The sequence below is a fragment of the Pontibacillus chungwhensis genome, from assembly GCF_030166655.1.
Taxonomy (GTDB): Bacteria; Bacillota; Bacilli; order Bacillales; family BH030062; genus Pontibacillus.
Window position 1 is genome coordinate 3,360,181 of sequence record NZ_CP126446.1, and the last position, 22,440, is coordinate 3,382,620.

At 41.6% G+C, this 22,440-nt stretch carries 18 protein-coding genes, 1 other RNA gene and 1 other annotated feature; of the genes, 8 read left to right on the top strand and 11 right to left on the bottom strand.

Annotated features, from left to right (window positions below):
* Positions 1 to 19: 19 nt before the first annotated feature.
* A complete protein-coding gene (locus QNI29_RS17405) occupies positions 20 to 982 on the bottom strand; it encodes a tripartite tricarboxylate transporter substrate binding protein (RefSeq protein ID WP_231418960.1) in 963 nt (320 codons plus the stop codon).
* Positions 983 to 1,398: 416 nt separating this feature from the next.
* Between QNI29_RS17405 and QNI29_RS17410 the strand changes: the two genes are divergently transcribed.
* Entirely contained in the window at positions 1,399 to 1,743 is a 345-nt protein-coding gene (locus tag QNI29_RS17410) for a UxaA family hydrolase (RefSeq protein ID WP_231418961.1), read from the top strand.
* Position 1,744: 1 nt separating this feature from the next.
* A complete protein-coding gene (locus tag QNI29_RS17415; protein WP_231418962.1) occupies positions 1,745 to 2,902 on the top strand; it encodes a UxaA family hydrolase in 1,158 nt (385 codons plus the stop codon).
* A gap of 90 nt (positions 2,903 to 2,992) precedes the next feature.
* Here QNI29_RS17415 and QNI29_RS17420 read toward each other — a convergent pair whose 3' ends face one another.
* Genes QNI29_RS17420 through QNI29_RS17430 form a run of 3 tightly spaced genes read right to left on the bottom strand, consistent with a single transcriptional unit; the run spans position 2,993 to position 5,741 of the window.
* Positions 2,993 to 4,057: an Ldh family oxidoreductase gene (locus QNI29_RS17420; RefSeq protein ID WP_231418963.1), complete on the bottom strand. Its 1,065-nt coding sequence runs from the start codon at positions 4,055 to 4,057 to the stop codon at positions 2,993 to 2,995.
* Between the two features lies 1 nt (position 4,058).
* Positions 4,059 to 4,769, bottom strand: coding sequence for a FadR/GntR family transcriptional regulator (locus QNI29_RS17425; RefSeq protein ID WP_231418964.1), 711 nt, complete (start codon positions 4,767 to 4,769; stop codon positions 4,059 to 4,061).
* 21 nt (positions 4,770 to 4,790) lie between these two features.
* Entirely contained in the window at positions 4,791 to 5,741 is a 951-nt protein-coding gene (locus QNI29_RS17430) for a hydroxyacid dehydrogenase (RefSeq protein ID WP_231418965.1), read from the bottom strand.
* 315 nt (positions 5,742 to 6,056) lie between these two features.
* Here QNI29_RS17430 and QNI29_RS17435 point away from each other — a divergent pair, with 315 nt between their 5' ends.
* The 3 genes from QNI29_RS17435 (at position 6,057) to QNI29_RS17445 (ending at position 9,805) form a co-directional block, all read left to right on the top strand.
* Positions 6,057 to 7,031 carry a YeiH family protein gene (locus QNI29_RS17435; RefSeq protein WP_231419052.1) on the top strand — a complete coding sequence of 325 codons (975 nt, stop codon included), beginning with the start codon at positions 6,057 to 6,059 and terminating at the stop codon, positions 7,029 to 7,031.
* Positions 7,032 to 7,068: 37 nt separating this feature from the next.
* Positions 7,069 to 8,016 carry a selenium metabolism-associated LysR family transcriptional regulator gene (locus tag QNI29_RS17440; protein WP_231418966.1) on the top strand — a complete coding sequence of 316 codons (948 nt, stop codon included), beginning with the start codon at positions 7,069 to 7,071 and terminating at the stop codon, positions 8,014 to 8,016.
* Between the two features lie 163 nt (positions 8,017 to 8,179).
* Positions 8,180 to 9,805, top strand: a complete 1,626-nt coding sequence (locus QNI29_RS17445; RefSeq protein WP_231418967.1) for an FAD-dependent monooxygenase — start codon at positions 8,180 to 8,182, stop codon at positions 9,803 to 9,805.
* A 54-nt stretch (positions 9,806 to 9,859) separates the two neighbouring features.
* Here the strand turns inward: QNI29_RS17445 and ileS are convergent, their stop codons facing one another.
* The 4 genes from ileS to smpB all read right to left on the bottom strand — a co-directional run bounded on the left by ileS (position 9,860) and on the right by smpB (position 15,165).
* Positions 9,860 to 12,949 carry an isoleucine--tRNA ligase gene (ileS, locus tag QNI29_RS17450; protein WP_231418968.1) on the bottom strand — a complete coding sequence of 1,030 codons (3,090 nt, stop codon included), beginning with the start codon at positions 12,947 to 12,949 and terminating at the stop codon, positions 9,860 to 9,862.
* A 68-nt stretch (positions 12,950 to 13,017) separates the two neighbouring features.
* Positions 13,018 to 13,236: a binding site (T-box leader), on the bottom strand.
* 75 nt (positions 13,237 to 13,311) lie between these two features.
* Entirely contained in the window at positions 13,312 to 13,884 is a 573-nt protein-coding gene (locus QNI29_RS17455) for a DUF4256 domain-containing protein (protein ID WP_231418969.1), read from the bottom strand.
* 322 nt (positions 13,885 to 14,206) lie between these two features.
* Positions 14,207 to 14,565, bottom strand: a transfer-messenger RNA (tmRNA) gene (ssrA, locus tag QNI29_RS17460).
* 135 nt (positions 14,566 to 14,700) lie between these two features.
* The gene (smpB, locus tag QNI29_RS17465) at positions 14,701 to 15,165 is read right to left on the bottom strand and encodes an SsrA-binding protein SmpB (protein ID WP_231418970.1); all 465 of its coding nucleotides are present in this window, start codon (positions 15,163 to 15,165) and stop codon (positions 14,701 to 14,703) included.
* Between the two features lie 158 nt (positions 15,166 to 15,323).
* Here smpB and QNI29_RS17470 point away from each other — a divergent pair, with 158 nt between their 5' ends.
* Positions 15,324 to 16,205: a GNAT family N-acetyltransferase gene (locus QNI29_RS17470; protein WP_231418971.1), complete on the top strand. Its 882-nt coding sequence runs from the start codon at positions 15,324 to 15,326 to the stop codon at positions 16,203 to 16,205.
* Between the two features lie 20 nt (positions 16,206 to 16,225).
* Here the strand turns inward: QNI29_RS17470 and rnr are convergent, their stop codons facing one another.
* The 3 genes from rnr to secG all read right to left on the bottom strand — a co-directional run bounded on the left by rnr (position 16,226) and on the right by secG (position 20,472).
* A complete protein-coding gene (gene rnr, locus QNI29_RS17475) occupies positions 16,226 to 18,571 on the bottom strand; it encodes a ribonuclease R (RefSeq protein WP_231419053.1) in 2,346 nt (781 codons plus the stop codon).
* Between the two features lie 47 nt (positions 18,572 to 18,618).
* The gene (locus tag QNI29_RS17480; protein WP_231419054.1) at positions 18,619 to 19,368 is read right to left on the bottom strand and encodes an alpha/beta hydrolase; all 750 of its coding nucleotides are present in this window, start codon (positions 19,366 to 19,368) and stop codon (positions 18,619 to 18,621) included.
* 867 nt (positions 19,369 to 20,235) lie between these two features.
* Positions 20,236 to 20,472, bottom strand: a complete 237-nt coding sequence (gene secG, locus QNI29_RS17485; protein WP_231418972.1) for a preprotein translocase subunit SecG — start codon at positions 20,470 to 20,472, stop codon at positions 20,236 to 20,238.
* Between the two features lie 298 nt (positions 20,473 to 20,770).
* On the opposite strand from secG, the gene QNI29_RS17490 reads away from it, so the two are divergent.
* Complete coding sequence (locus tag QNI29_RS17490) at positions 20,771 to 21,523, top strand: DeoR/GlpR family DNA-binding transcription regulator (protein ID WP_231418973.1); 753 nt, start codon at positions 20,771 to 20,773, stop codon at positions 21,521 to 21,523.
* Positions 21,520 to 22,434, top strand: coding sequence for a 1-phosphofructokinase (gene pfkB, locus QNI29_RS17495; protein ID WP_231418974.1), 915 nt, complete (start codon positions 21,520 to 21,522; stop codon positions 22,432 to 22,434). The genes QNI29_RS17490 and pfkB overlap by 4 nt, the downstream gene beginning before the upstream one ends.
* Positions 22,435 to 22,440: the final 6 nt, after the last annotated feature.

The following is a 22,440-nucleotide window of genomic DNA, read 5'->3' on the forward strand; positions in this document are numbered from 1 at the left end:
CCCCCCCTTTCTCTTATGATTATTCACTATATTTCTCTACTAAAGGTTTCATTTCTTCTACTTTTTGATTGATATACTCTTGAGATTCATCAGCACCCATGGATTTTGGGATAAATCCTTCTTTAATCATTTCTTTCTTCACCTTTTCATCATTGGCAATTTCGAGAAATGCATCTTCTAATTTTTTAATGATCTCCTCATCCGTCTTTGGTGGAACCGCTACTCCACGATCAATCGAAGCAGTCATGTTATAGCCAAGGTCTTTAAATGTAGGGATATCTGGCATTGGTTCAAATGTACCTTCAGATCCAATCCCTAACACTTTCATGTCATCTTGGTATTTCACTAAATCACTTGAATTAACTAAGACAGCATCCGTATTCCCACCTAAAAATGCTTGAATGGATGGTGCAGCCCCGCTGAAAGGAACATATTCAGCTTTAAAATCAGCCAAGTCCTGCAATTGCATAAGAGTGATATGATGCCCCGAATACGTTCCGGAACCTGCCACCGTTAGCCCTCCAGGATTTTTTTTCGCTTGATCTATAAAGTCACTTAAGCTTTCAATACTACTATCTTTTGAAACGGCGAGCGCGATTGGTGTGGCTTGGAAAATCGCTACAGGATTAATTTCCTCAGTTTCGTAACCAGCACTATCCCTTGCTAGAGGTTGTAACACGATATGAGGTATGTTAATCCCTGTTATGAAATAACCATCTGGACGCTTCCCGACTAGTTCTGACCATCCAATAGCACCTCCGCCCCCATCCTTATACGTAATAACTACTTTTTGATCTAATATCTCCTCAAGCATTGGCTGTTGTCTTCTTGCTTCAATGTCTGATTGTCCACCAGGATTGAAAGGAATACTATAGGTAATTTGTTTAGATGGATACTTAGAAACCGCGGAACCTGCACTGCACCCTGTAATCAAAATAGTTACCATTAAAACCATCATTAAACTCAGTACGTTGACTTTCATTTATATTACCTCCCCTTTTTAAATCCCCTTCGACTATTGCATCTGAATACTTACTACAAGACCAAACGATGAGCGGTGCGATGTAATCGCTTACAAATTACTTTTCAGTGGCTCAACCATTCATTAACGTTTATTAAACCACTAGTTGTTAGATTATTCAATATTATCTAACAATTATCTGTATACATTTTTGTAATACAAGTTATTAAAAAACTATATATATGAGGAAATGTAATGACTATTAATGAAGAAAAAAATCAGTCTTTAGTTAAAAATGTTGAATTTTAAAAAAAATCAGATAACTTATTGATTTTTCATAGTATTGGTGGTTTAATTTAATTGAATCATAAATTGGTTGGGTCACCTAACCAACAATAAGGATATTTCCTTTTACTTACTTTTAAGGAGCTGAAATCATGGGGAAAAGTTATAATTCTGGAGTTGCAACGAGCGAAAAAGAATCATCCAGTCAACATGTACAAACTCACAAATTTCTAATCCACCATAAAGGGGATCACGTAGGTGTAGCCACAAACGAAATCCAAGAAGGGGAAAAAGTAATCGGCGTTTACATGGAGGATGACTCAACAGTAGAAGTCACTTCAAAAGGTACCATCCCTTTAGGGCACAAAATAGCCCTACAACCATTATCTACTGGAGAAGAAGTCGTCAAATATGGAGTGCCCATCGGTCTTACAACTACTGATTGGCAAGTAGGCGATTATGTACACACTCATAATATGAAAACGGCGAGGTGGTAAGATGAATCAACCCTTATACGGTTACAGAAGAGAAAACGGGAAAGTCGGAATTAGAAATCATGTCATTCTTTTACCTGTGGATGATATCTCAAACGCAGCTTGCGAAGCCGTTGCGAATAATGTCAAAGGTACGTTAGCCCTTCCGCACGCATATGGAAGACTTCAATACGGTGAAGATCTAGATCTTCATTTCCGTACAATGATTGGGGTTGGGGCAAATCCGAATGTAGCTGCTGTTGTCGTGATTGGTATTGAAGAAAATTGGTCAAAAAAGATTGCCGAAGGAATAGCTGAGACAGGGAAGCCAGTTTCTTACTTCTCTATCGAAGGAAATGGCGATCTCGAAACGGTGAAGAACGCTTCTTGGAAAGCGAAAGAATACGTGCAGTGGGCATCCGAATTGCAACGTGAACCAATCGAGCTAAGTGATTTAACGGTAAGTATTAAATGTGGTGAATCTGATACAACAACAGGGATGGGATCATGCCCAACTGTATCCCAAGCCGTTGATCGACTTGTGGACGCAGGAGCGACCGTATTCTTCGGAGAGACATCAGAGTTAACAGGTGGAGAGCATTTAATAGCAGATCGCATGGCAACTCCTGAACTTAAAGAGAAATTTATGGCGGTTTACAATGACTATGTGGGAGAAATTGAATCAAAAGGTGTTGACCTTCTTGGTTCTCAACCCACTCAAGGGAATATTGCTGGTGGTCTATCAACCATCGAGGAAAAAGCGCTTGGGAACATTGCCAAAACCGGTACAAAAGAAGTAGTTGGCGTCTTAGACCCTGCAGAAGCGCCATCTAATGGGGCTGGCCTTTACTTTATGGATACATCTTCAGCCGCTGCGGAGTGTATCACCCTTATGGCTGCAGCTGGTGCAGTCGTTCATTTCTTCCCAACTGGACAAGGGAATATTATTGGGAATCCCATTGAGCCGGTCATTAAAGTAACAGCCAACCCTTATACAGCGGGGACTATGAGTGAACATATTGACGTCGACGTTAAAGGACTATTAACTAGAGAGCTGTCTTTAACCGACGCAGGTGATAGCCTAATGGACTATCTTTATCGTACTGTAAACGGCCGACTCACAAGTGCTGAAGCGCTCGGTCATCGTGAATTTGTTATGACGAAATTATACAGAAGTGCTTAAAAACACAGAAAAAAGCTGTCTTCTCCCATAAGAGAAGGCAGCTTTTTTCTGTTGGCATATACGAAACTAAAAAAGGAGCTAATGCTCCTTTTATTGAATACACTTAAGTTCATCCGGAAAAGAAACCCCAAATTCCTTTCCAAGACTCGTTAACTCTTCGATTACATCCTCAGATAAGGGGATTCCTTCCAGAGACCTTTTTAAGTACTCTTTTCTCCTTCTTTCTCCAGGGTATCGAATATCCTCTACCCCCGGGGCCTTCGGTGTAGCTTTCATTTCTAGAAGCAATTCATTAATCGTTTCTTCAAATGTTTCAAGAGTCATAAATTTTTCTATGTCCATCAAGATAAAGAAGTGTCCGATATTAGAGGGTTGCTCATTTGAGTTATTATACATACTGTTTACGTTCGGTCCAAAGGCTGCTCCGGAAAGAACACCCGTTAAAACTTCAACAGCAAGAGCCAAAGCAGACCCCTTAGCTCCACCGAGGGGTAAGACCGCTCCTTTTAGCGCTTCTGCAGGGTCCGTGGTATTCTCACCCAACTCATTAACCGCCCATCCCTCAGGAATTTCCTCATGCTCCTTGTTTGCCAAGATAATCTTCCCTCGAGCTACCACACTAGTAGATAAATCGATCACAATAGGGGATTCATTCCCTGTCGGAAATCCAAAACCAATTGGATTTGTCCCAAAAAAAGCGGCCCTACCTCCCCAAGGTGCAATCCCAGGAGGAGAATTTGTAAAGGCAATGGCTGCTAGCCCCTCTTCAATTGCTTTCTGGCAATAGAAGGAGGCCGTTCCGAAATGGTTACTATTTTTAATAGCAACACCGGCTAGCCCAGTTTCTTTCGCCATCTCCATTCCTCTGTGAAGCCCTTCATAACTCACCACATGACCAAGTCCATTGTCACCGTCCACCATCAAGACAGAAGCACCGCTCTGATCAGCTCTTATGGATGGTGAAGCTTTAATCCGTCCATCCTTGAGACGTTTACAATAAACAGACAAGCGACTAACACCATGACTATCCACGCCCTCTAAATTTGCTCGAACGAGTGCCTCAGCTACGACATCGCCGTGATCTTCTCTTACGCCAAGTTCTGATAATACTTGTCTCGAGAACATGTGAAGCCTTTCAGAAGAAAATATTCGCATCTTACCTCTCCTCTTCGGTTAAATGACTTGTAATTGAGTTCTCCACACTTTCTAAATGGTATTTCATCTTGTCCCGAGCCTTTGATGGATCCTTATCTTTCATCGCTTGAACGATTTCCCGATGCTCTTTAACTGACTTACGGGCGCGGCCTTCAATCTTATTCGACTGAAAACGAGTCTCATGCAACAGATCTATTAAGTTGTGCATGACCCTTACCAAAACGATATTATCTGAAATAGTAGCTAAATTTAAATGAAATTCATGATCAAGATTAGACAGCTCATCATAGTCTGTCTCTTCCGTTATAACTGATTCCGCCCTTTCTACTATTCTCTCCAGTTGACTCATTTGCTCTTCACTAGCACGGTTAACAGCCCATTCGACCGCATTGATTTCTAAAATATTGCGAATAGCAAACAAGTCTTTTATATGGTCTTCTGACACAAAGAAAAAAGAAGTCATCTTTCTAATTTGTTCGTCTTCTGCTGCAATAAATATTCCTGTACCGTGTTTAATGACCAAGTATCCATAAGCTTCTAATATCTTATACGCTTCCCGTACTGTATTTCTACTTACTTCTAATTGGGTAGCCATTTCTCTCTCCCCTGGAATTTTATCGCCAGGTTGATATTCTTTATTCATAATCCTTTTTTTTATATGGTCTGCTACTTGTTCGGAAATTCCTTTTCTCTTAAACTCCACTGGTTCCATGTGTATCTCTCCCTATTTAAATTATACGACACACAAGGAAGGACTACCCTTTAATATTTTAGATACTTCTTTAGCAACTAACACTGATGTCCTAACTTGTGATTCATTCGTGAGGCCTGCAATATGCGGGGTAATGATGGCATCTGGCTGTAACAATAAAGGATGCTCTGAATCAATGGGCTCTTTTTCAAGCACATCCAAAAAAGCCCCTCCGATATGCTTTTCCCGTAAGGCTTTTGCTAAAGCTTCTTCATCGACTATACCACCCCTTGACGTATTAATAAGGAAAGCATTCGGTTTCATTTCTTTTAGGGTTTTTGAATTTAAAAGATAGGTAGTCGACGGATTTAATGGAACATGAATAGAAACAAAATCAGAAATAGCAAGAACTTCTTCTAAGGAATTCTTAACATTGACTCCGGTCTCGGCAACAATATGTTCATACTCTGTAATGAAAGGGTCATACCCCACTACATCCATACCAAATACTTTCGCCCTTTTAGCCACACGGTGGGCTATTTCACCAAGACCGATCAGCCCTATTGTTTTCTCATATATTTCTCCACCTGTATGCCTTCTTCTATCCCATGTACCTTTTAAAACATCCTGCGAGGCTGTAAAAAGGGATCGGTTAGAACTAAGTATTGCACTCATCACATATTCGGCCACTGATGTTGCATTGGCGTTTTTAGCGAATACCACATCTATGCCCTTTTCTTTCGCTGCTTTTATATTTATATTATCAAGCCCGACTCCCAGTCTTCCGATTACCTTCAACTTCTCTCCTGACTGAAGTAATTCTTCATCTACTTTCGTTTGGTTTCGAACAATTAAACCATCAAATTCTTTAACAGACCTTACCAAGCGTTCCCGATCAGTCCAAAGCTCCTCATCGTACACAACCTCAAACCCCTGGTCCTTTAATTCATCTATTCCCTCCTGCCAAATTACTTCACTAACTAAAACCCTCATACCCATCCCCCTCTTATATTCATAATGGTTTAGTGACCCAACCAATTACACTTATTAAACCATTAATTTTCTAATTATTCAATAGTTTCTGATTTTGTTTCTTTGTCACCTGATCAAACGGGTGTATTTGAGTGTACGGTTATCATTCTCCTCTATAAGTGACATATAGAATCTGTATAAGTGACAGCTAAATTCTATGCTAATGTAATTGTAAGCGCTTAAAATATTATAAGGAGGAACTCATTAATGGAACACGCCACACAAAAGACTACGGCCGTTCATGCACTACCTAAAAAAGGCTTATTTTCAACATCAATGCTTGGAGGGGTTCTGTTTACGTTCTTTATCGCCGTCCTGGGTTATGGTTTATCCGAACTACGAGGGTTCTCTCTTGTTGGCCCCCTCGCTTGCTCAATTCTTATAGCTATAGCATGTAGGCAAATATGGGATTACCCCGAACATTTACGAGTTGGGATTGAATTTTCAGCTAAGAAACTCCTAAGGCTAGCAATCATTTTATACGGATTAAAGTTGAATATTGGCGTCATCATGAGCGAAGGCTTGCCTTTATTGTTAAGAGGAACAGCTACCATTGTATTTGCCATTGCACTTACCTTGCTTATTGCGAAATGGATAAAAGCAGACATGACTGTCGCTTTATTATTAGGAGTAGGTACAGGGGTTTGTGGAGCAGCTGCCATTGCTGCTGTTTCGCCCATTATAAAATCCAAAGAGGAAGATACTGCGATTGGAGTTGGGATGATCGCCCTTGCAGGAACGATCTTCGCTATTCTTTACACACTCGTCCGCCCCTTGTTGCCTATCAGCATGACAGACTACGGGGTATGGGCAGGGATCAGTCTTCATGAAATCGCCCACGTTGCATTGGCAGGAGCTCCTGCCGGTGAAGAAGGATTAGCTATGGCCTTATTATCTAAACTAGGGAGAGTTTTTCTTCTTGTCCCTTTATGCTTCTTACTAATGTTTTGGATGAAGAAAAAGGGTTCAAGTCAATCTAGCGAAGACTCAAACGTTCCCTTCCCGTGGTTTTTAATCGGTTTTATTGGAATGAGTTTGTTTGGGAGCTTTATTGTAGGAGAATATATCACTCTTAGTGAAAAAGTGATTGCATTCATCGGCAACGCTACTACTTTTATTTTGACAATGGCCATGGTTGGTTTAGGACTTAATGTAAGTTTCAAATCTATTAGAACGAGAGCTTTACGCCCTTTGATAGCTATGCTCATAACTTCTGTCCTCTTATCCATCCTTACTTATTTCACTTTGTAATTTTAAGGAGGTTTTTTTAAGGTAAGAGCGAATGGTTATGGAAACAGGTTCTAGAAGGGGGAGGGTCTTATTGAATTTTTCGCATTTAAAAGTTTTTTACACCGCCGCTTTAAAAAAGAACTTTTCTGAAACGGCAAAAAGCCTTCATATGTCACAACCTAGCGTAAGTTTGCATGTGCGCCAATTAGAGGATTCTCTTGAAACCGAATTATTCAAGCGGACGACCAAACAAGTCTACTTAACTCCGGCGGGAGAGTTGTTATTCAAATCCGCTGAGAGCATCTTAAATCAAGTGAATGACATCAAACGGGACATTCAGCACCTTTCAGGAAGCGTACATGGAAATCTGGTTATAGGAGCTAGTTTAACTATTGGTGAGCATATCCTCCCCTACATGTTTGGGGCCTTTCAACAAGCCTATCCTCAAATTAACATAACCCTTAAGATCTATAATTCAGAGCAAATCATAGACAAATTAAATGGCGGGGAATTGCACATCGGTTTCATCGAATCAATGATTGCTTATCCTGAATTTCTGCAAAAGGCTTTTCAAAGCGATGAATTAATCGTCATTTCAAAACCCAATTATTATTCTGGTTCTTCTCTTTCAACGAATGAGCTGTTCTCCCTCCCTTTTATTTCAAGAGAGGTGGGGTCTGGGACAAGGCAAGTTATAGAAGAATCGCTACGCCAGAACCAACTTAATCCCTCAAAACTACAAGTTGTGATGGAACTCGAATCAACAGAATCCATTAAATCTGCGGTCGAATCCGGCATGGGGATATCCATTATTTCAAAAGCAGCTGTTGAGAAAGAACTAAGACTTGGTACACTTGAACAACTATATCTCCCAGAACTTAATCTGAAACGCTCCTTGTACGCTATTTACAAGAAACATCATTTTACATTAGCAGCTGAAGCGTTTTTGGAGTTTGTGACACATCGCCCTCCTGAAGCCAAACGATCGAAAAATGCTTTGAATTAGTCCTATTGAGCAGTTAATAAAATCCTCATCCTGCGATAGGGTTGAGGATTTTATTTTGGATATCTAAAAGCTCTTCCTTTTTCAGAGCCCATTGTATGTAACTTTTCTTCTGTCAAACGGGTAGACTATACTATATAACCTTCTCACGAAAGGAGAAACTTTCATGACTTCTATTACGCATACAGATGTTCTGATCATCGGAGCTGGACCAGCGGGACTAATGGCAGCAAACGCGTTAGAGAAAGAAGGCGTGGATTGGATCTGTTTAGAGAAAAGGTCTGAGCCTTCAACTCTTTCAAAAGCTTTAGGTATCCAAGCTCGCACACTTGAAATGTTCGAACTATTAAACGTCCACAAACCTTTCTTAGAACGAGGGTACCCTGGCCCTGGGACGAAGCTACATCTTGGAGATACAACTCCCTCCGTGGAAGAACTCTATCATATACAAAGCCGCTACCCTTACATTCTGATTATCCCTCAAAGTGAAACCGAAGAAATTCTGGAAAAGCACCTAAACCGGTCAGGGAAGTCAATTAAGAGAGAACATGAGGTCATTGAAGTCACCCAACATTCAGATGGCGTTTATGTGAAAGCAGAACATAATGGAGAAACTCGCGAATACCACGCAAAGTACCTCATGGCTTGCGACGGGGCACATAGTAAAGTTCGTGAAGTGCTCGATGTTGAGTTCGAAGGACAAGACGACGGCTTCACCTTCTTCCTCGGGGATGTAGATGTTCCTGCCTTTAACGATATCTATATAAATGTATTCTTAAATGACAGGGGCGCAGCTGCTTTCTTTCCCTATAAAGACGGTAGTTACAGGGTGGTAGGACTGGACCGCTCCAAACAGGGTGAGCCCCGGCAAGACCACCTTTCATTACATGACCTCCAAGAGAGCCTGGACACGATCTTACCTGAACCGCTACAAGTCGAAAATCCAAAATGGCTCACCTATTTCGGGACAGCTCATAGACAAGTCACTACTTATCGAAAGGAAAGAATCTTCTTTGTTGGAGATGCCGCTCATATCCACAACCCTATCGGAGGGCAAGGAATGAACCTAGGCCTTCAGGACGCGGTAAATTTGGGTTGGAAAATTAGAGCAGTCCTTGAGGGGCATGCCCATGACTCCTTTTTAAATAGTTATCATCACGAACGGTATCCTATAGGAAAGGATGTTCTGTGGGAAACGTCCGCTATGCTTAGAGTTGTCTTATTAGAAGGAACGATAGGCAAGATTCGAAATTGGGCCGGAAAATGGGCGTTAACCCAAAACTGGGTCCAACAAAGAGTAGCGAATCACATGTCTCATGTTTATAACGATTATGATAAAACTACGCAAAATCGTTCCTTAAGAGACCCTTCTCTTTCTAAAAAGGCCCTGCAAGCTGGGGACCGGGTCCCGGACTATTTACTCTTCTTTGATGGAACAACAGATGAACGATTGTATCCTTTCATACGAAGACATGGTCATCTGTGCCTAATCTACATTGACGACGCGCAAGACGAAGCCGTTATTGATTATGCCTATGACTTCGCTTCAAAGGTCAAAGAAACGTATCAAGATCTAGTCACCGTTTATCTAGTAGCAAGGGGAGGGACGGTTTCATCAAATCCTGACCATGAACTTCCTATTATTTATGATGTTCATCATGATCTCCAAAAGCACGTAGGCATGCGCAAAGGTCATACGCTTTTCATCCGTCCAGATGGCCACGTTGCTTTCCATGAAACCAGCACTTCATCAGGGAATACTTTGGCTAAGATGAAGCGTTTTTTCAGTTAAATGGAAAAGACCCTCTCCTAACAAAAGGAGAGGGTCTTTATTATGGAAACCGTATTACTTCTCTAGTGCCAGTTTAAGCTGATGATCTCCAAGAGTAACCTCTTTCATCTCATCAACTTCTCCAAGCGTTAAGTTCTTTACAAGTACATTTTCACGAATTAACTCTTCGTTTTCCTTAATGGCTTTCTGCACATCTTCGTCCCCATTAAGAGAAAGATTCACTCGCAGCTCAATAGGAAGATCAAGTTGCTTCCGCTCATCCTGAATCGCGCGAATGACTTCTCGAGCAAGTCCTTCAAGTCGAAGCTCTTCAGTGATTGCCGTATCTAATAAGACGTGGAAATCTTGATTAGATGCCATAGAAAGTCCTGCATCAGCTACGCGCTCAACGTTAAGAAGGTCAATAGGTACCTCAACCTCTTCCTCACCTACAGGCACAAGGACTTTACCGTCTTCAACGACCTTAGCTGCTTGTTCATCCGTAAGGGATTCGAGGTATTTCTTCACGCTTCCGACGTTTTTCCCTAGTACAGGACCTGCTTGACGGAAGTTCAACTTCACTTCATAACGAACAAATTCCATAGACGATTGTTTAATGACAACTTCTTTCACATTAATCTCGTCACGAATGATATCACTGTATTTGTCTAAAGCTTCTCCCTGGTCTGGATTAACAGGAATCACCACAAGTTCAGCTAAAGGTTGTTTCGTCTTAATGGCTTCCGTGTTCCGAACTCCCCTTGCCAGTTCAACGACCTGAAGAACAGAGGCCATATCCTCTTCAAGCTTAGGGTTACGTAAGGCCGTATCCACTTCAGGGAAATCGGATAAGTGAACACTCTCACCCGTTAGGTTCTCATAAATATCCTCAGCCAAGAATGGTATAAACGGCGCCATTAACTGACTTAACTGGCTCAGTACTTTATGAAGCGTATGGTAAGCTGCCTTTTTAGATTCTGACATCCCTTCTTCCCAGAAACGATCTCTGGAACGACGGATATACCAGTTACTTACTTCATCCACATACTTCTCCAATTGCTTAGCTGCTTTCGTAAAGTCATAGTCCTCAAGAGCTTCCTCAACAGCCTTCGTGACCGTTTGTAACCTTGAAAGCACCCAGTGATCTAAAAGAGTAGCCTCTCCTTGATCATTCTTATCATAGGTGTAGTGATCGATCGTCGCATAAAGCGTGTAGAACCCATGGATGTTAACTAGGGTGTCAATAACCTTAGACTTTGCCTCAAGCACAACTCGTTCTGAGAAACGTTTGTTATTCCATGGCGCACTATCTGCAAGTAATGCCCACCTAAACGAGTCAGCTCCAAACTTATGGACGACGTCAGTAGGATTCAGTGCGTTACCTTTACTCTTGGACATTTTACGTCCCTCTTCATCCAAGATATGACCAGTTGAGAGAACACGCTTATACGGAGCCCTTCCTGTAAACAACGTTGATACAGCAAGAAGACTATAGAACCATCCACGCGTCTGGTCAATTCCTTCACAAATCACATCTGCCGGGAATTGTTTCTCAAATTGCTCCTCATTTTCAAATGGATAATGTTGCTGAGCAAATGGCATGGAACCTGAATCAAACCACACATCAATCACTTCAGGAACACGCTTCATCGTTCCCTCACACTTCTCACATTTCACCTCTACACGGTCGACATAAGGTTTATGAAGCTCAACATCCCCAATATCACCAATGGCTTTATCCTGCAGATCTTTCTTACTGCTTGGAGCATACTGATGATCACAGTCTTGACACATCCAAATCGGGAGAGGAGTTCCCCAGAAACGGTTACGTCCAATATTCCAGTCCACCATATTCTCAAGGAAATTACCAAATCGTCCATCCTTAATGTGATTTGGGTACCACTCAACCGTTTGATTGTTCTCTAGGAATTTATCTTTCAATTCCGTTGTTTTAATGAACCAACTCTCGATTGCGTAGTACAGCAACGGAGAATCACAACGCCAACAATGAGGATAGCTGTGCTCATATTTCTCCTTATGGAAAAGAAGCCCTTCTCCAGCCAGGTATTTCACAATATCAACATCACAATCTTTCACAAAACGTCCTTCGAATGGAGGAATATCGGAGGTATAACGCCCCTGACCATCTACAACATTAAAGAACGAAAGGTTATGTTCTTTAACGAGATTATAGTCATCTTCACCATAAGCAGGAGCGATGTGAACAATTCCCGTTCCGCTTTCGGCATTAACGAAATCAGCTTCCACTACAAAATGACCACGCTCAGGTTTCACGAATGGGAAAGGAGCTATGTATTCCATTCCATTAAATTCGCTACCTTTATGGGTAGAAACTACTTCATAATCTTCACCAAAATGTTTCTCAGCTAGCGCTTCTGCCACAATATAAATTTCTTCTCCGCTTCGGACTTTTACATAATCCAAATCTTTAGAGACGGCTAAAGCTACATTGGCTGGTAATGTCCAAGGAGTGGTAGTCCATCCAAGGAAGAATTCATGATCAGTTCCTTTTATTTTGAACTTAGCGGTAGCAGATAAATCTTTCACATCTTCATACCCTTGAGCCACTTCGTGAGAACTTAACGTAGTTTGGCAACTCGGACAATACGGAGTCACCCTATGGCCCTTCGAAAGCAAGTTCCGCTTATGAAGGTCACTCAAAATGTACCAAACGCTCTCAATATAACGGTCCTGTAGCGTGACATACGGATCATCCATATCGAGCCAGTACCCAATGGATTCTGTAAACTCCCGCCACTCTTTCTCATAGTTGAAGACACTTTCCTTACATTTCTCAATAAATTTCTCTACACCATATTCTTCGATCTCTTGTTTACCTGAGATCCCAAGCTGCTTCTCCACTTCGAGTTCAACTGGAAGTCCATGTGTGTCCCATCCCCCTTTACGGAGAACCTGATAGCCCTGCATCGTTTTATAGCGTCCCACAAAGTCCTTAATCACACGACCTAGAACGTGTCCCGCATGAGGCAATCCATTCGCAGTAGGCGGCCCTTCATAAAAGACAAACGTCTCAGCGCCAGCTCGTTCTTCCATAGATCGTCTGAACACATTTTTTGTGTTCCAATAATGCTTCACGCGATTCTCGCGCTCAACTGCCACTTCCTTCGTGTTTACACTCCGCATATCTACACCTCTTTCAATTTATGACTACCTGATTTTTTACCTAAACAAAAAAATCCGCCCCTGTCATAAACAGGGACGGATCTATCCGTGGTACCACCCAAATTTCACGCCAAAAAAGCGTGACACTTTGTTTCAACATAACGGCTTGTAACCGATTCTGCCTACTCTTACGTTTCAGCAGAATTTCTCAGAGATGATCTTCAACTATTATTCGTCATCACTTTCCACCACCCAGTGACTCTCTAAAGACGAAATCAACAGCCTACTCTTCTCTTCCATGAATGTATCCTTATTATGTTAGTATCTTATAGAAGAATGACCATGGTGTCAATGTTTCGTTTTAAAATAGACTCTATTTAAGCTTAAACCTTTACTACTCCCCTGAAGCCCCTAGAAGCATAATAAGACTCAGCTCCGTTATGGTAAACGAACACATGCCCATAACGAAAATCACAAAATAACGCGCCACCGCGGTCTCTTATATCATCAGGTGTTCTAATCCAGCTTGAAGTCTTCTTGTCAAAATCTCCAAGCTCCTGTAAGGCCCGATATTGTTCTTCGTCTAAAATTTCAATCCCTATAGAAGCTGCCAATTCCATCGCACTGGTTTCAGGCTTATGTTTCTTTCTCGATTCCAATGCTTGACGATCATAACAAACACTTCTTCGACCCTTAGGACTCTCCAGTGAACAATCAAAGAAAACGTACACTTGTTGGTCATGATCATAGCCGACAACATCTGGTTCACCGCCCGTCCTCTCCATCTCATGGATCACCCATAACTTGTCATGATGAGCTTCAAGTTTTGCTTGAACTTCACTCCAGCTCAGTTCACTATGGCGGTTCATATTCTTTTCGAAGCGTTCTTGCAATACACCGAGTAGTTGCTCTCTTTGTTCTGTTGATAATGTTCCCTTATCGCTGACGTTCGTCATGTTTAGCCTCCCTTTGGAAGATACCTATAGGATATAAGTATAAAATCCCGATTTTTTTCCTACCTCCATTTTAAAGGAATATATTGAGACTTTCACCTTTGCGCGCTTTCCGGGAAGAGGACTGTCCCTAAATTGATCGTTCCCCTTTTCGATAAATCCCTTATTGGTAGTAAAAGAGATGTTCTTACAAACACAAAAAAGCACAAGCTTCCTAAATGGAAAACTTGTGCTGGACCTTAACATTTATTCGATTGCGAAGAATTTCATTCCAATAAACGACATAACCAAATTATAAGACATAAAAAAACCACCAATTATGTATTGGTGGAGACGGTGGGAGTCGAACCCACGTCCAGAGATATCGTTACAATAGCTTCTACGAGCGTAGTCAGCATATTATATTTCGCTAACAATTCGACCTACTGACAGGCTTCCTTGCAGCTAACCTTATTGGTCTCTTCGTTCATCCTAAGGTGGCGAATGAACGCGTAGCCCACTTAAGTTTGAGACCCTTCAATCTACCACATGGGCGATGGCAGGAAGGATCCTCTAGATCAGCTTATGCAGCTGCTAGAGAGAAATTGTTTTCTTTGCCAGTTATTATTGGCATGGCGCTTTACGAGTCGCCAATCGGCCCGCTACTAGAGCACGACCTATCCCTGTCGAATCCGTAACGTCCCCATGTAAATGGTTCCTTTAACGGAAGATGAGCTCTGAATGGCTCACCATTTATATGCCGTATCGTTTCAACGACAATACTTAGTATAACATAAAATGCGATTTTAGCAACGGATATGAATTGGTATCTTTTGTAAGTTAATATCCGCTATTTTTTATCGCGCGGTCAATATCGCGTTTTGCTTGTTTACGTTTCAAGTCTTCACGCTTATCATATTTCTTCTTACCCTTACCAAGACCAAGCAAAACTTTTGCAACTCCATTTTTTATATACATTTTTAATGGAACTAAGGAATACCCTTGCTGTTGTGTTTCACCAATTAAGCGGTTGATCTCTTTACGATGAAGAAGAAGCTTCCGCATTCTTGTAGGTTCGTGGTTAAACTGATTTCCCTGTTCATAAGGAGAGATATGCATATTATGAAGGAACACTTCCCCCTTATTCACACGTGCGAAGCTGTCTTTCATATTCACTCTGCCAGCTCGAATAGACTTAATCTCCGTCCCTTTCAGAACAATGCCGGCTTCGAATGTATCCTCTATAAAGAAATCATGACTGGCTTTTTTATTTTGTGCGATTGCATTTCCTTTACCTTTAGGCATAAGCGTATATCCTCCTCATTTTGCGTAAACAATATTGTATCAAAAAATGGCCTCAATTCCAATTATAATGGGCGCATCAGACTTTCTAATAGACAAATAAGTTGTCATTGTGCGACTATTTAAATTGGGAAAAATGAACATCGGAAGTGGGTGACCCTATGGAAACAGAATTAGTAACGCTTCGAAAGTTAACAGCAGACGACTATAACGCTCTACAAAACATGCAGACTGGCATGGAAGATGACTATGTTGTACGCATCTTCCATAACCTCCTTGAACGTGAAAATAACGTTATGTATGGACTTTTTGATCAGGATCAAATGATTGCCATATCAGGTTACACGATCTTTTCTAATAAATTTGCCATGCTCGGACGCTTACGAACCGACATCCGATATCGGGGCAAAGGATACGGAACCGAAATTCTACGGGCGATAATTGAAGAGCTGAGAACGATTCCTTCAATTGAATTTATCAGCGCCAATACTCAGCTCCATAACTTCTCTGCGCGGAAGGCCTTAACGAAACTTGATCTGCCCCACATCACGACTCTTCACCCTTTCATCCTTAAAGATCCTTCACTCGTAAAAGGGACTAAGGGGAAGGTATGGGACACGATTGAGTCCGTTCAAGAAAAGCGACAATTTCTTCAATCATTAAAAGAGAATGCGCTAGGGGCATTCCCTTACGAAGCCTATTATCCTCTGCCATTTGATGATTCATTGTTAACAGATGAATACCTTCAAGATGGCACGTTTTACGTAAATGAAGATCAAACCCGTTTCCTTTTCTGTAAAATAGATCAAAAAGGAAACCTCTACCTTAATACAAAGTATTTCTGGAATGATCACTTCCAGCAACCAGGACTCTTTGAAACGATTCTTCATGAATGGTCAAAACACGAAGAGATTTACGGAGCTTGGATAGATGTTTCGAAAGAAGCTGCAGATACGTTTTCAATCGATGCTTTTGAAACACAAGACCCTTGGCTCTTATATGGGTTTAAGCTTCATGAACATAAGACAGGTAACTGCCAATAGAGCAGTTACCTGTCTTTTTGTTATTTTTTCTTGCCTTTTTTCTTACCTTTAGGGACCCCTTTATTCTGGTAGAATGGCTTACTGCCTTTCTTCCCTTTTGAGCCCTTCTGATCTTTTTGGCCACGACCTTCACCCTGGCGCTTATCCTTTTTAGGACCGTTCGGTTTGTCTTTACGTTTTGCATGAATAACTTTCGGACGATCGGGTCTTGAAGATCGATTCTTTTCTGGCGGAGCCATACCAACCAGTTCAAAGTCAACGACCCGTTCTTCAAGGTCTACTTTCTCAACACGAACGGTTACTTCATCACCAATTCGGAAGACCTTACCGGTTTTCTCTCCGATCATTGCATAAGAGCGTTCATCAAAATGATAATAATCATCCGTCAGATAACTAACGTGCACAAGTCCTTCTACGGTATTTGGCAATTCAACAAATAACCCAAACCCAGTTACAGAACTTACAACACCTTCAAATTCCTGACCAATCTTATCTTGCATGAACTCTGCTTTCTTAAGATCATCCGTTTCCCGTTCTGCATCTACGGAACGACGCTCACGATCAGATGAATGACGAGCGATTTCCGGAATTTCTTCCTTCCAATGCTTTCTCGTCTGCTGATCGAGCTTTCCTTCAATAATGTACGTGCGAATTAAGCGGTGTACAATTAAGTCAGGATAGCGTCGAATCGGTGATGTGAAGTGAGTGTAGAATGGTGAAGAAAGACCAAAGTGGCCAAGGTTGTTCTCATCATAACGAGCTTGCTGCATGGAGCGAAGCATCAGTTTAGAGATCACCATATCTTCATGCGTGCCTTTCACCGCTTCAAGTAGTTCCTGCAATGCTTTCGGATGAACATCATTGGAAACCCCTTTAACGGAGTAACCGAAGTTTGTAATAAACTCAAAGAAATGCTGTAGCTTTGATTCATCCGGCTCTTCGTGAACACGGTGAATAAACGGAACATCCATCCAGTGGAAGTGCTCATCAACCGTTTCGTTTGCCGCTAGCATAAATTCTTCAATTAAACGTTCAGCTACAGAACGCTCACGTAAAATAACATCTTGTGCTGTGCCTTCATCATCAACCAGAACTTTCGCTTCTTTGAAATCGAAGTCAATCGCGCCGCGCTCCATACGCTTTTTACGTAGGATCGACGCTAGGTTCTCCATATCTTTAAACATCGGCACAAGGGTTTCATAACGCTCTTTCAGTTCTTCATCGTCATCCACTAAGATGCTTTTTACATCAGCATACGTCATACGTTCGTTCGTTTTAATCACACTCTGAAAGATCTCGTGATTAACAACCTCACCATTTGAGTCGATCTCCATCTCACAAGAAAGGGTAAGGCGATCAACTTGTGGGTTTAAAGAACAAATGCCGTTTGATAAACGATGAGGAATCATCGGAATCACTCGGTCCACAAGGTACGTACTTGTCCCTCTGTCACGAGCCTCTTTATCAATCGGTGAACCTTCTTCTACATAGTAACTTACGTCTGCGATGTGAACACCAAGGTGATAGTTACCGTTATCCAGCTTACGGCAAGAAATCGCGTCATCTAAGTCTTTCGCATCCGCGCCGTCTATCGTTACAATTTGTTCATCACGTAAGTCACGGCGATTTTTGATCTCTGAAGGATCAATTTCATCAGGGGTATTCGTTGCCTGCTCCAGAACTTCTTGAGGGAAATCTGACTGAATCCCGTGTTTATGAATAATCGCCAGGATATCAATCCCTGGGTCATTCTTATGGCCAAGAATCTGGATCACTTCTCCTTCGGCGCTCATTCGACCTTCTGGATACTTCGTTAAACGAACAATAACCTTATGCCCATCAACCGCTCCATTTGTGGCTGTCTTCGGAATAAAGATATCATTCGGAATACGTTTGTCATCTGCAATTACGAATCCGAAATAACCATTGTCATCATACGTACCCACGATTTCTTGTGTGCTTCGTTCTAAAATACGAATCACAATTCCTTCAGGGCGTTTTCCTTCGTCACCTTTTGAATCCACGCGCACAAGAACCCGGTCATTATTCATCGCAGATTGAAGATCAGAATGGTGTATGTACACATCATCCTTATCATCTTCATCAGGTATTAAAAACGCGAATCCTTTTGCATGCATCTGAATCTTACCGCGAACTAAATTCATCTTTTCAGGAAGCCCATAACGATTCTTACGTGTTCGTACAAGCTCTCCTTCTTCTTCTAATTGATTTAAAGCCTTCATTAATGTTGTAAAATCTTCTGCACTTCCATGCTCGACCAACTCTTCAATCTCCTGTACGGATAGAGGCTTAGAGTCATGTTCATGGAAGTATTCGAGTACCTGTTTCTTTAACTGGTCACTCACTATATCCACCGTCCTTCTAGGAATCCTTATTCTTATAGTGTTATCTATTATTCCACTGTCCAATCAAGTGATTCTAAGAAGTTGTAAATATCTTCGTGAAGTTGATCACGCTCTTTGTCCAGCGTAATAGCATGTCCAGATTCTTTATACCATTTAATATCCTTATGATCCGTTTCCACTTGATCATAAATATAGTTGGCACTATCTGTGTTAATCACTTCGTCTTGTTCAGCCTGAATGACTAATGTCGGAGCGTAAATCGTGTCCACTTCATCGTGAACTTCTTTAATCAACTTGCCTAACTCTTTAAAAGTTTGTGTGGAATCATCTAATAACTCATTCATTTCCTGTTCAATTGTTTCTTCTGATTTCTTCTCTAACTGTTTAAATTCTCTTACGAACTGCTTGAAGCTCTTCGTTAGTTGTTCTTCATTGTCAAAGAACATCGGTGTACACATCGTGGTAATCCCCTTCACCTGATTCGTATACGTCAGTTTAAGACCGAGGGCTCCACCGAGAGATAATCCAGCAATTGCAATTTCTTCATATCCCAGGTCACGAAGGTGCTCAAAACCTTCTTTAGCACTTTTCCACCAGTCTTCAGGAGTCGTTTTCACCAACTCCTCCGGAGGCTGGCCATGACCTTTATAAATAGGTGCATGGGTGGTATACCCTTTCTTCTCCAAATAACGGCCAAGCATGCGTACATCCGCAGAATGACCCGTAAATCCATGTAATAATAATACCGCGCGATTTCCCGCTTCAAACGTGAATGGTTCTGGTAGTTTGATTTGCATCTTAAAGACAGCTCCTTCTGGCTCATGTTGTAGTCTGTTTAGTTTTACCCGTTGTTCTGATTCAACAGAGGAAATAGTTAGTGGGAATGAGAATGATTTCATGGTACCACGAAATGAATCATTTAGCATAAACAAAGTCCACATGTCAGGAACCCTAAAACTCAATTCCCTTAAATTTTTTCGTGAAAACCATTCCATTTCATTTAAGTGAGGTGCGATCTTTGAGAAGTGAGACTGGATCTATTCGACACTCCGGTGTCTGTTTATTCACTGCGATCACTCTTTCTACAAAGCTTGTGGTTCTTTCTCCAGTGAGAGCAGCTTTTTCTTCACTGCGGACTGTGGTTTCTACATTCCGATTCTCCTTTAGACAGTGCTCGGGCTCTTTCTTCAGTGCGAACCACTTTTCTTCATTGCAATTACACCTTTCTACAGTGCGTCTTCGCTTTAGACAGTGCTCGGGCTCTTTCTTCAGTGCGCCCTCTCTTTAGACAGTGCGCACCGTCTTTCTTCAGTCCGCCCTCTCTTTAGACAGTCCAAACCCTCTTTCTACAGTTCTATCTACTTTTTCTTCACTGCCTCCACGCCTTTCTAGAGACCGATCTCTCTTTAAACAGTGCTCCTGCTCTTTCTTCAATCCACCTTCTCTTTAGACAGTGCGCACCCTCTTTCTTCAGTTCTATCTACTTTTTCTTCACTGCCTCCACGCCTTTCTACAGACCGATCTCTCTTTAGACAGTGCGTCCGCTCTTCAGACAGTGCAAACCCTCTTTCTACAGCCCGCCATCTCTTTAGACAGTGCACACCCTCTTTCCACAGTCCATCTTCCCAAAACCATAAAAAAATAAGCAACGGGAAGCCCGTTGCTTATTGGTTAAGAATATACCCAAGTAAAAATGTAAGGACAAAAAACAGAACAGCCGTTACAATTGTTGCTTTATGCATAAAAGCATCGATACCGCGTGCTTTTTGCTTACCAAATAATTGTTCAGCTCCCCCAGAGATCGCCCCTGAAAGACCAGCGCTTTTACCTGATTGAAGAAGAACTAACACGATCATTGCGAGTGCATCAATCGCAAGTAATACCAACGTTACCATGTACATCTGATCCACCTCCTAAAACGCTCTAATACCTAAGGATAATGTAGCATAAAACCCTACCCACAGCAACCTTTTATTAACAGAAACACTTTAGGGGAGTAAAGGGTGCCAGACACCCTTTACTCCCCTAAAGTATCTCGTTTTGAAGATTTTTCGGAGATTCCATAACTTTTCCATTGAAGGTTCTGATCGTTTTTGATATATTTTGATTGATTTTGAATGTTTTTGATTGCGTTTATGAAAGGGCTTCCTTTATATTAATAGTAAGAACTCATTTTACATTCGTTTCGGAGGTCACACCATGCTTACACCAACACGTCATGAAATCATATTAGAACAGCTTGAGCGTTATCAGACAGTAAAGATCCAAGACCTGGTTCACGAAACAGGTGCTTCTGAGTCAACCATTCGGCGTGACTTAAGTCAGCTAGAGAATGCGAACAAGCTCAAAAGGGTTCACGGCGGTGCCTCTTGCCTGAATCAAGCAAGTGAGGAGTTAAGCATACGCGAAAAGGCAGCTCAAAATCTAGATGAAAAGGTGGCGATCGCTCAGGAAGCAGCTTCTCTCATAAGAGACGGTGATTGTATTTTTCTAGATGCCGGTACAACAACATACCAAATGATTCCCTTTTTAAAAGGGCGTAAACTCACCGTTGTGACAAACGGTGTTACCTTACTAGAAGAACTAACGGAAAATCAGGTCCTCACGTATTTAACTGGCGGATTTGTAAAACATAAAACGAGAGCATTGATCGGACGAGGCGCGACGCATAGCCTTCAACAATACAGGTTTGATAAGTGCTTTCTAGGCGTAAACGGGGTTCATCCTTCTCACGGGTATACAACTCCTGACCCAGAAGAAGCACTCGTTAAGCAAACCGTATTAACGTTGTCTCAAGAAAGATTTGTTCTAGGCGATGCTTCTAAATTAAATGAACTATCATTTGCAAGCATTGCTTCACTCCAAGAAGCAACCCTGATCACAGATGAGAAAGACCCAGAACGATTATCACCTTATCAAGCGAAAACAAACGTAAAGGTTGTGTCATCATGATTTATACCGTCACCTTAAACCCTTCTATAGATTACATCATGCACGTTGATGAATTTAATGAAGGTGATTTGAACCGTGCGACAACGACGTACTACTACCCTGGTGGAAAAGGCATCAATGTTTCCCGTGTACTAAAACGACTGGACATCACGAACACGGCACTTGGATTTATCGGTGGTTTCACAGGGCAATTCATTCAGAATTTCCTTGAATCAGAAGAGGTTAAACACCAGTTCATTGATACGGATCAATATACACGTATTAACGTGAAACTAAAATCCAACCAAGAATCTGAAATCAATGGCCCAGGACCTTCTATTACAGAAGCACAGCAACAGCAACTGCTAGACCAGGTCAACAGATTAGAGAAAGATGACTATCTAGTTGTTGCAGGTAGCATTCCAAAAACAATACCAGCTAACTTCTACAATGAAATGGCTAAGAGATGTGCTGATAAAGGAGCTCATTTCATCGCTGATACTTCTGGAAAAGCTCTAGAAGAACTAGTTGGCACACCTACCTTCTTGCTGAAGCCAAACCATCATGAACTAGGTGAATTATTTGATACAACCATTGATTCTCCACTAAAAGCTATCACCTTCGCTAAACAACTAGTAGCTGAGGGAGCTACGAACGTCATTGTTTCAATGGGCGGAGATGGTGCAATCTTAGTAAATAAAGACCATGCTTATTACGCAAACGTTCCAAAAGGAGAAGTGAAAAACTCTGTTGGAGCAGGTGACTCGGTTGTATCAGGATTTTTAGCCGAATATGTCAAAACAAACAGCTTAACAGAAGCTTTTGCCAATGGCGTAGCTTGTGGAAGCGCAACAGCATTTAGTGACGACTTAGCCACACGTGAATTTGTGGAACAACTTAGAAAAGAGATTACGATTGAGGATTTAAACTAGAGGGAG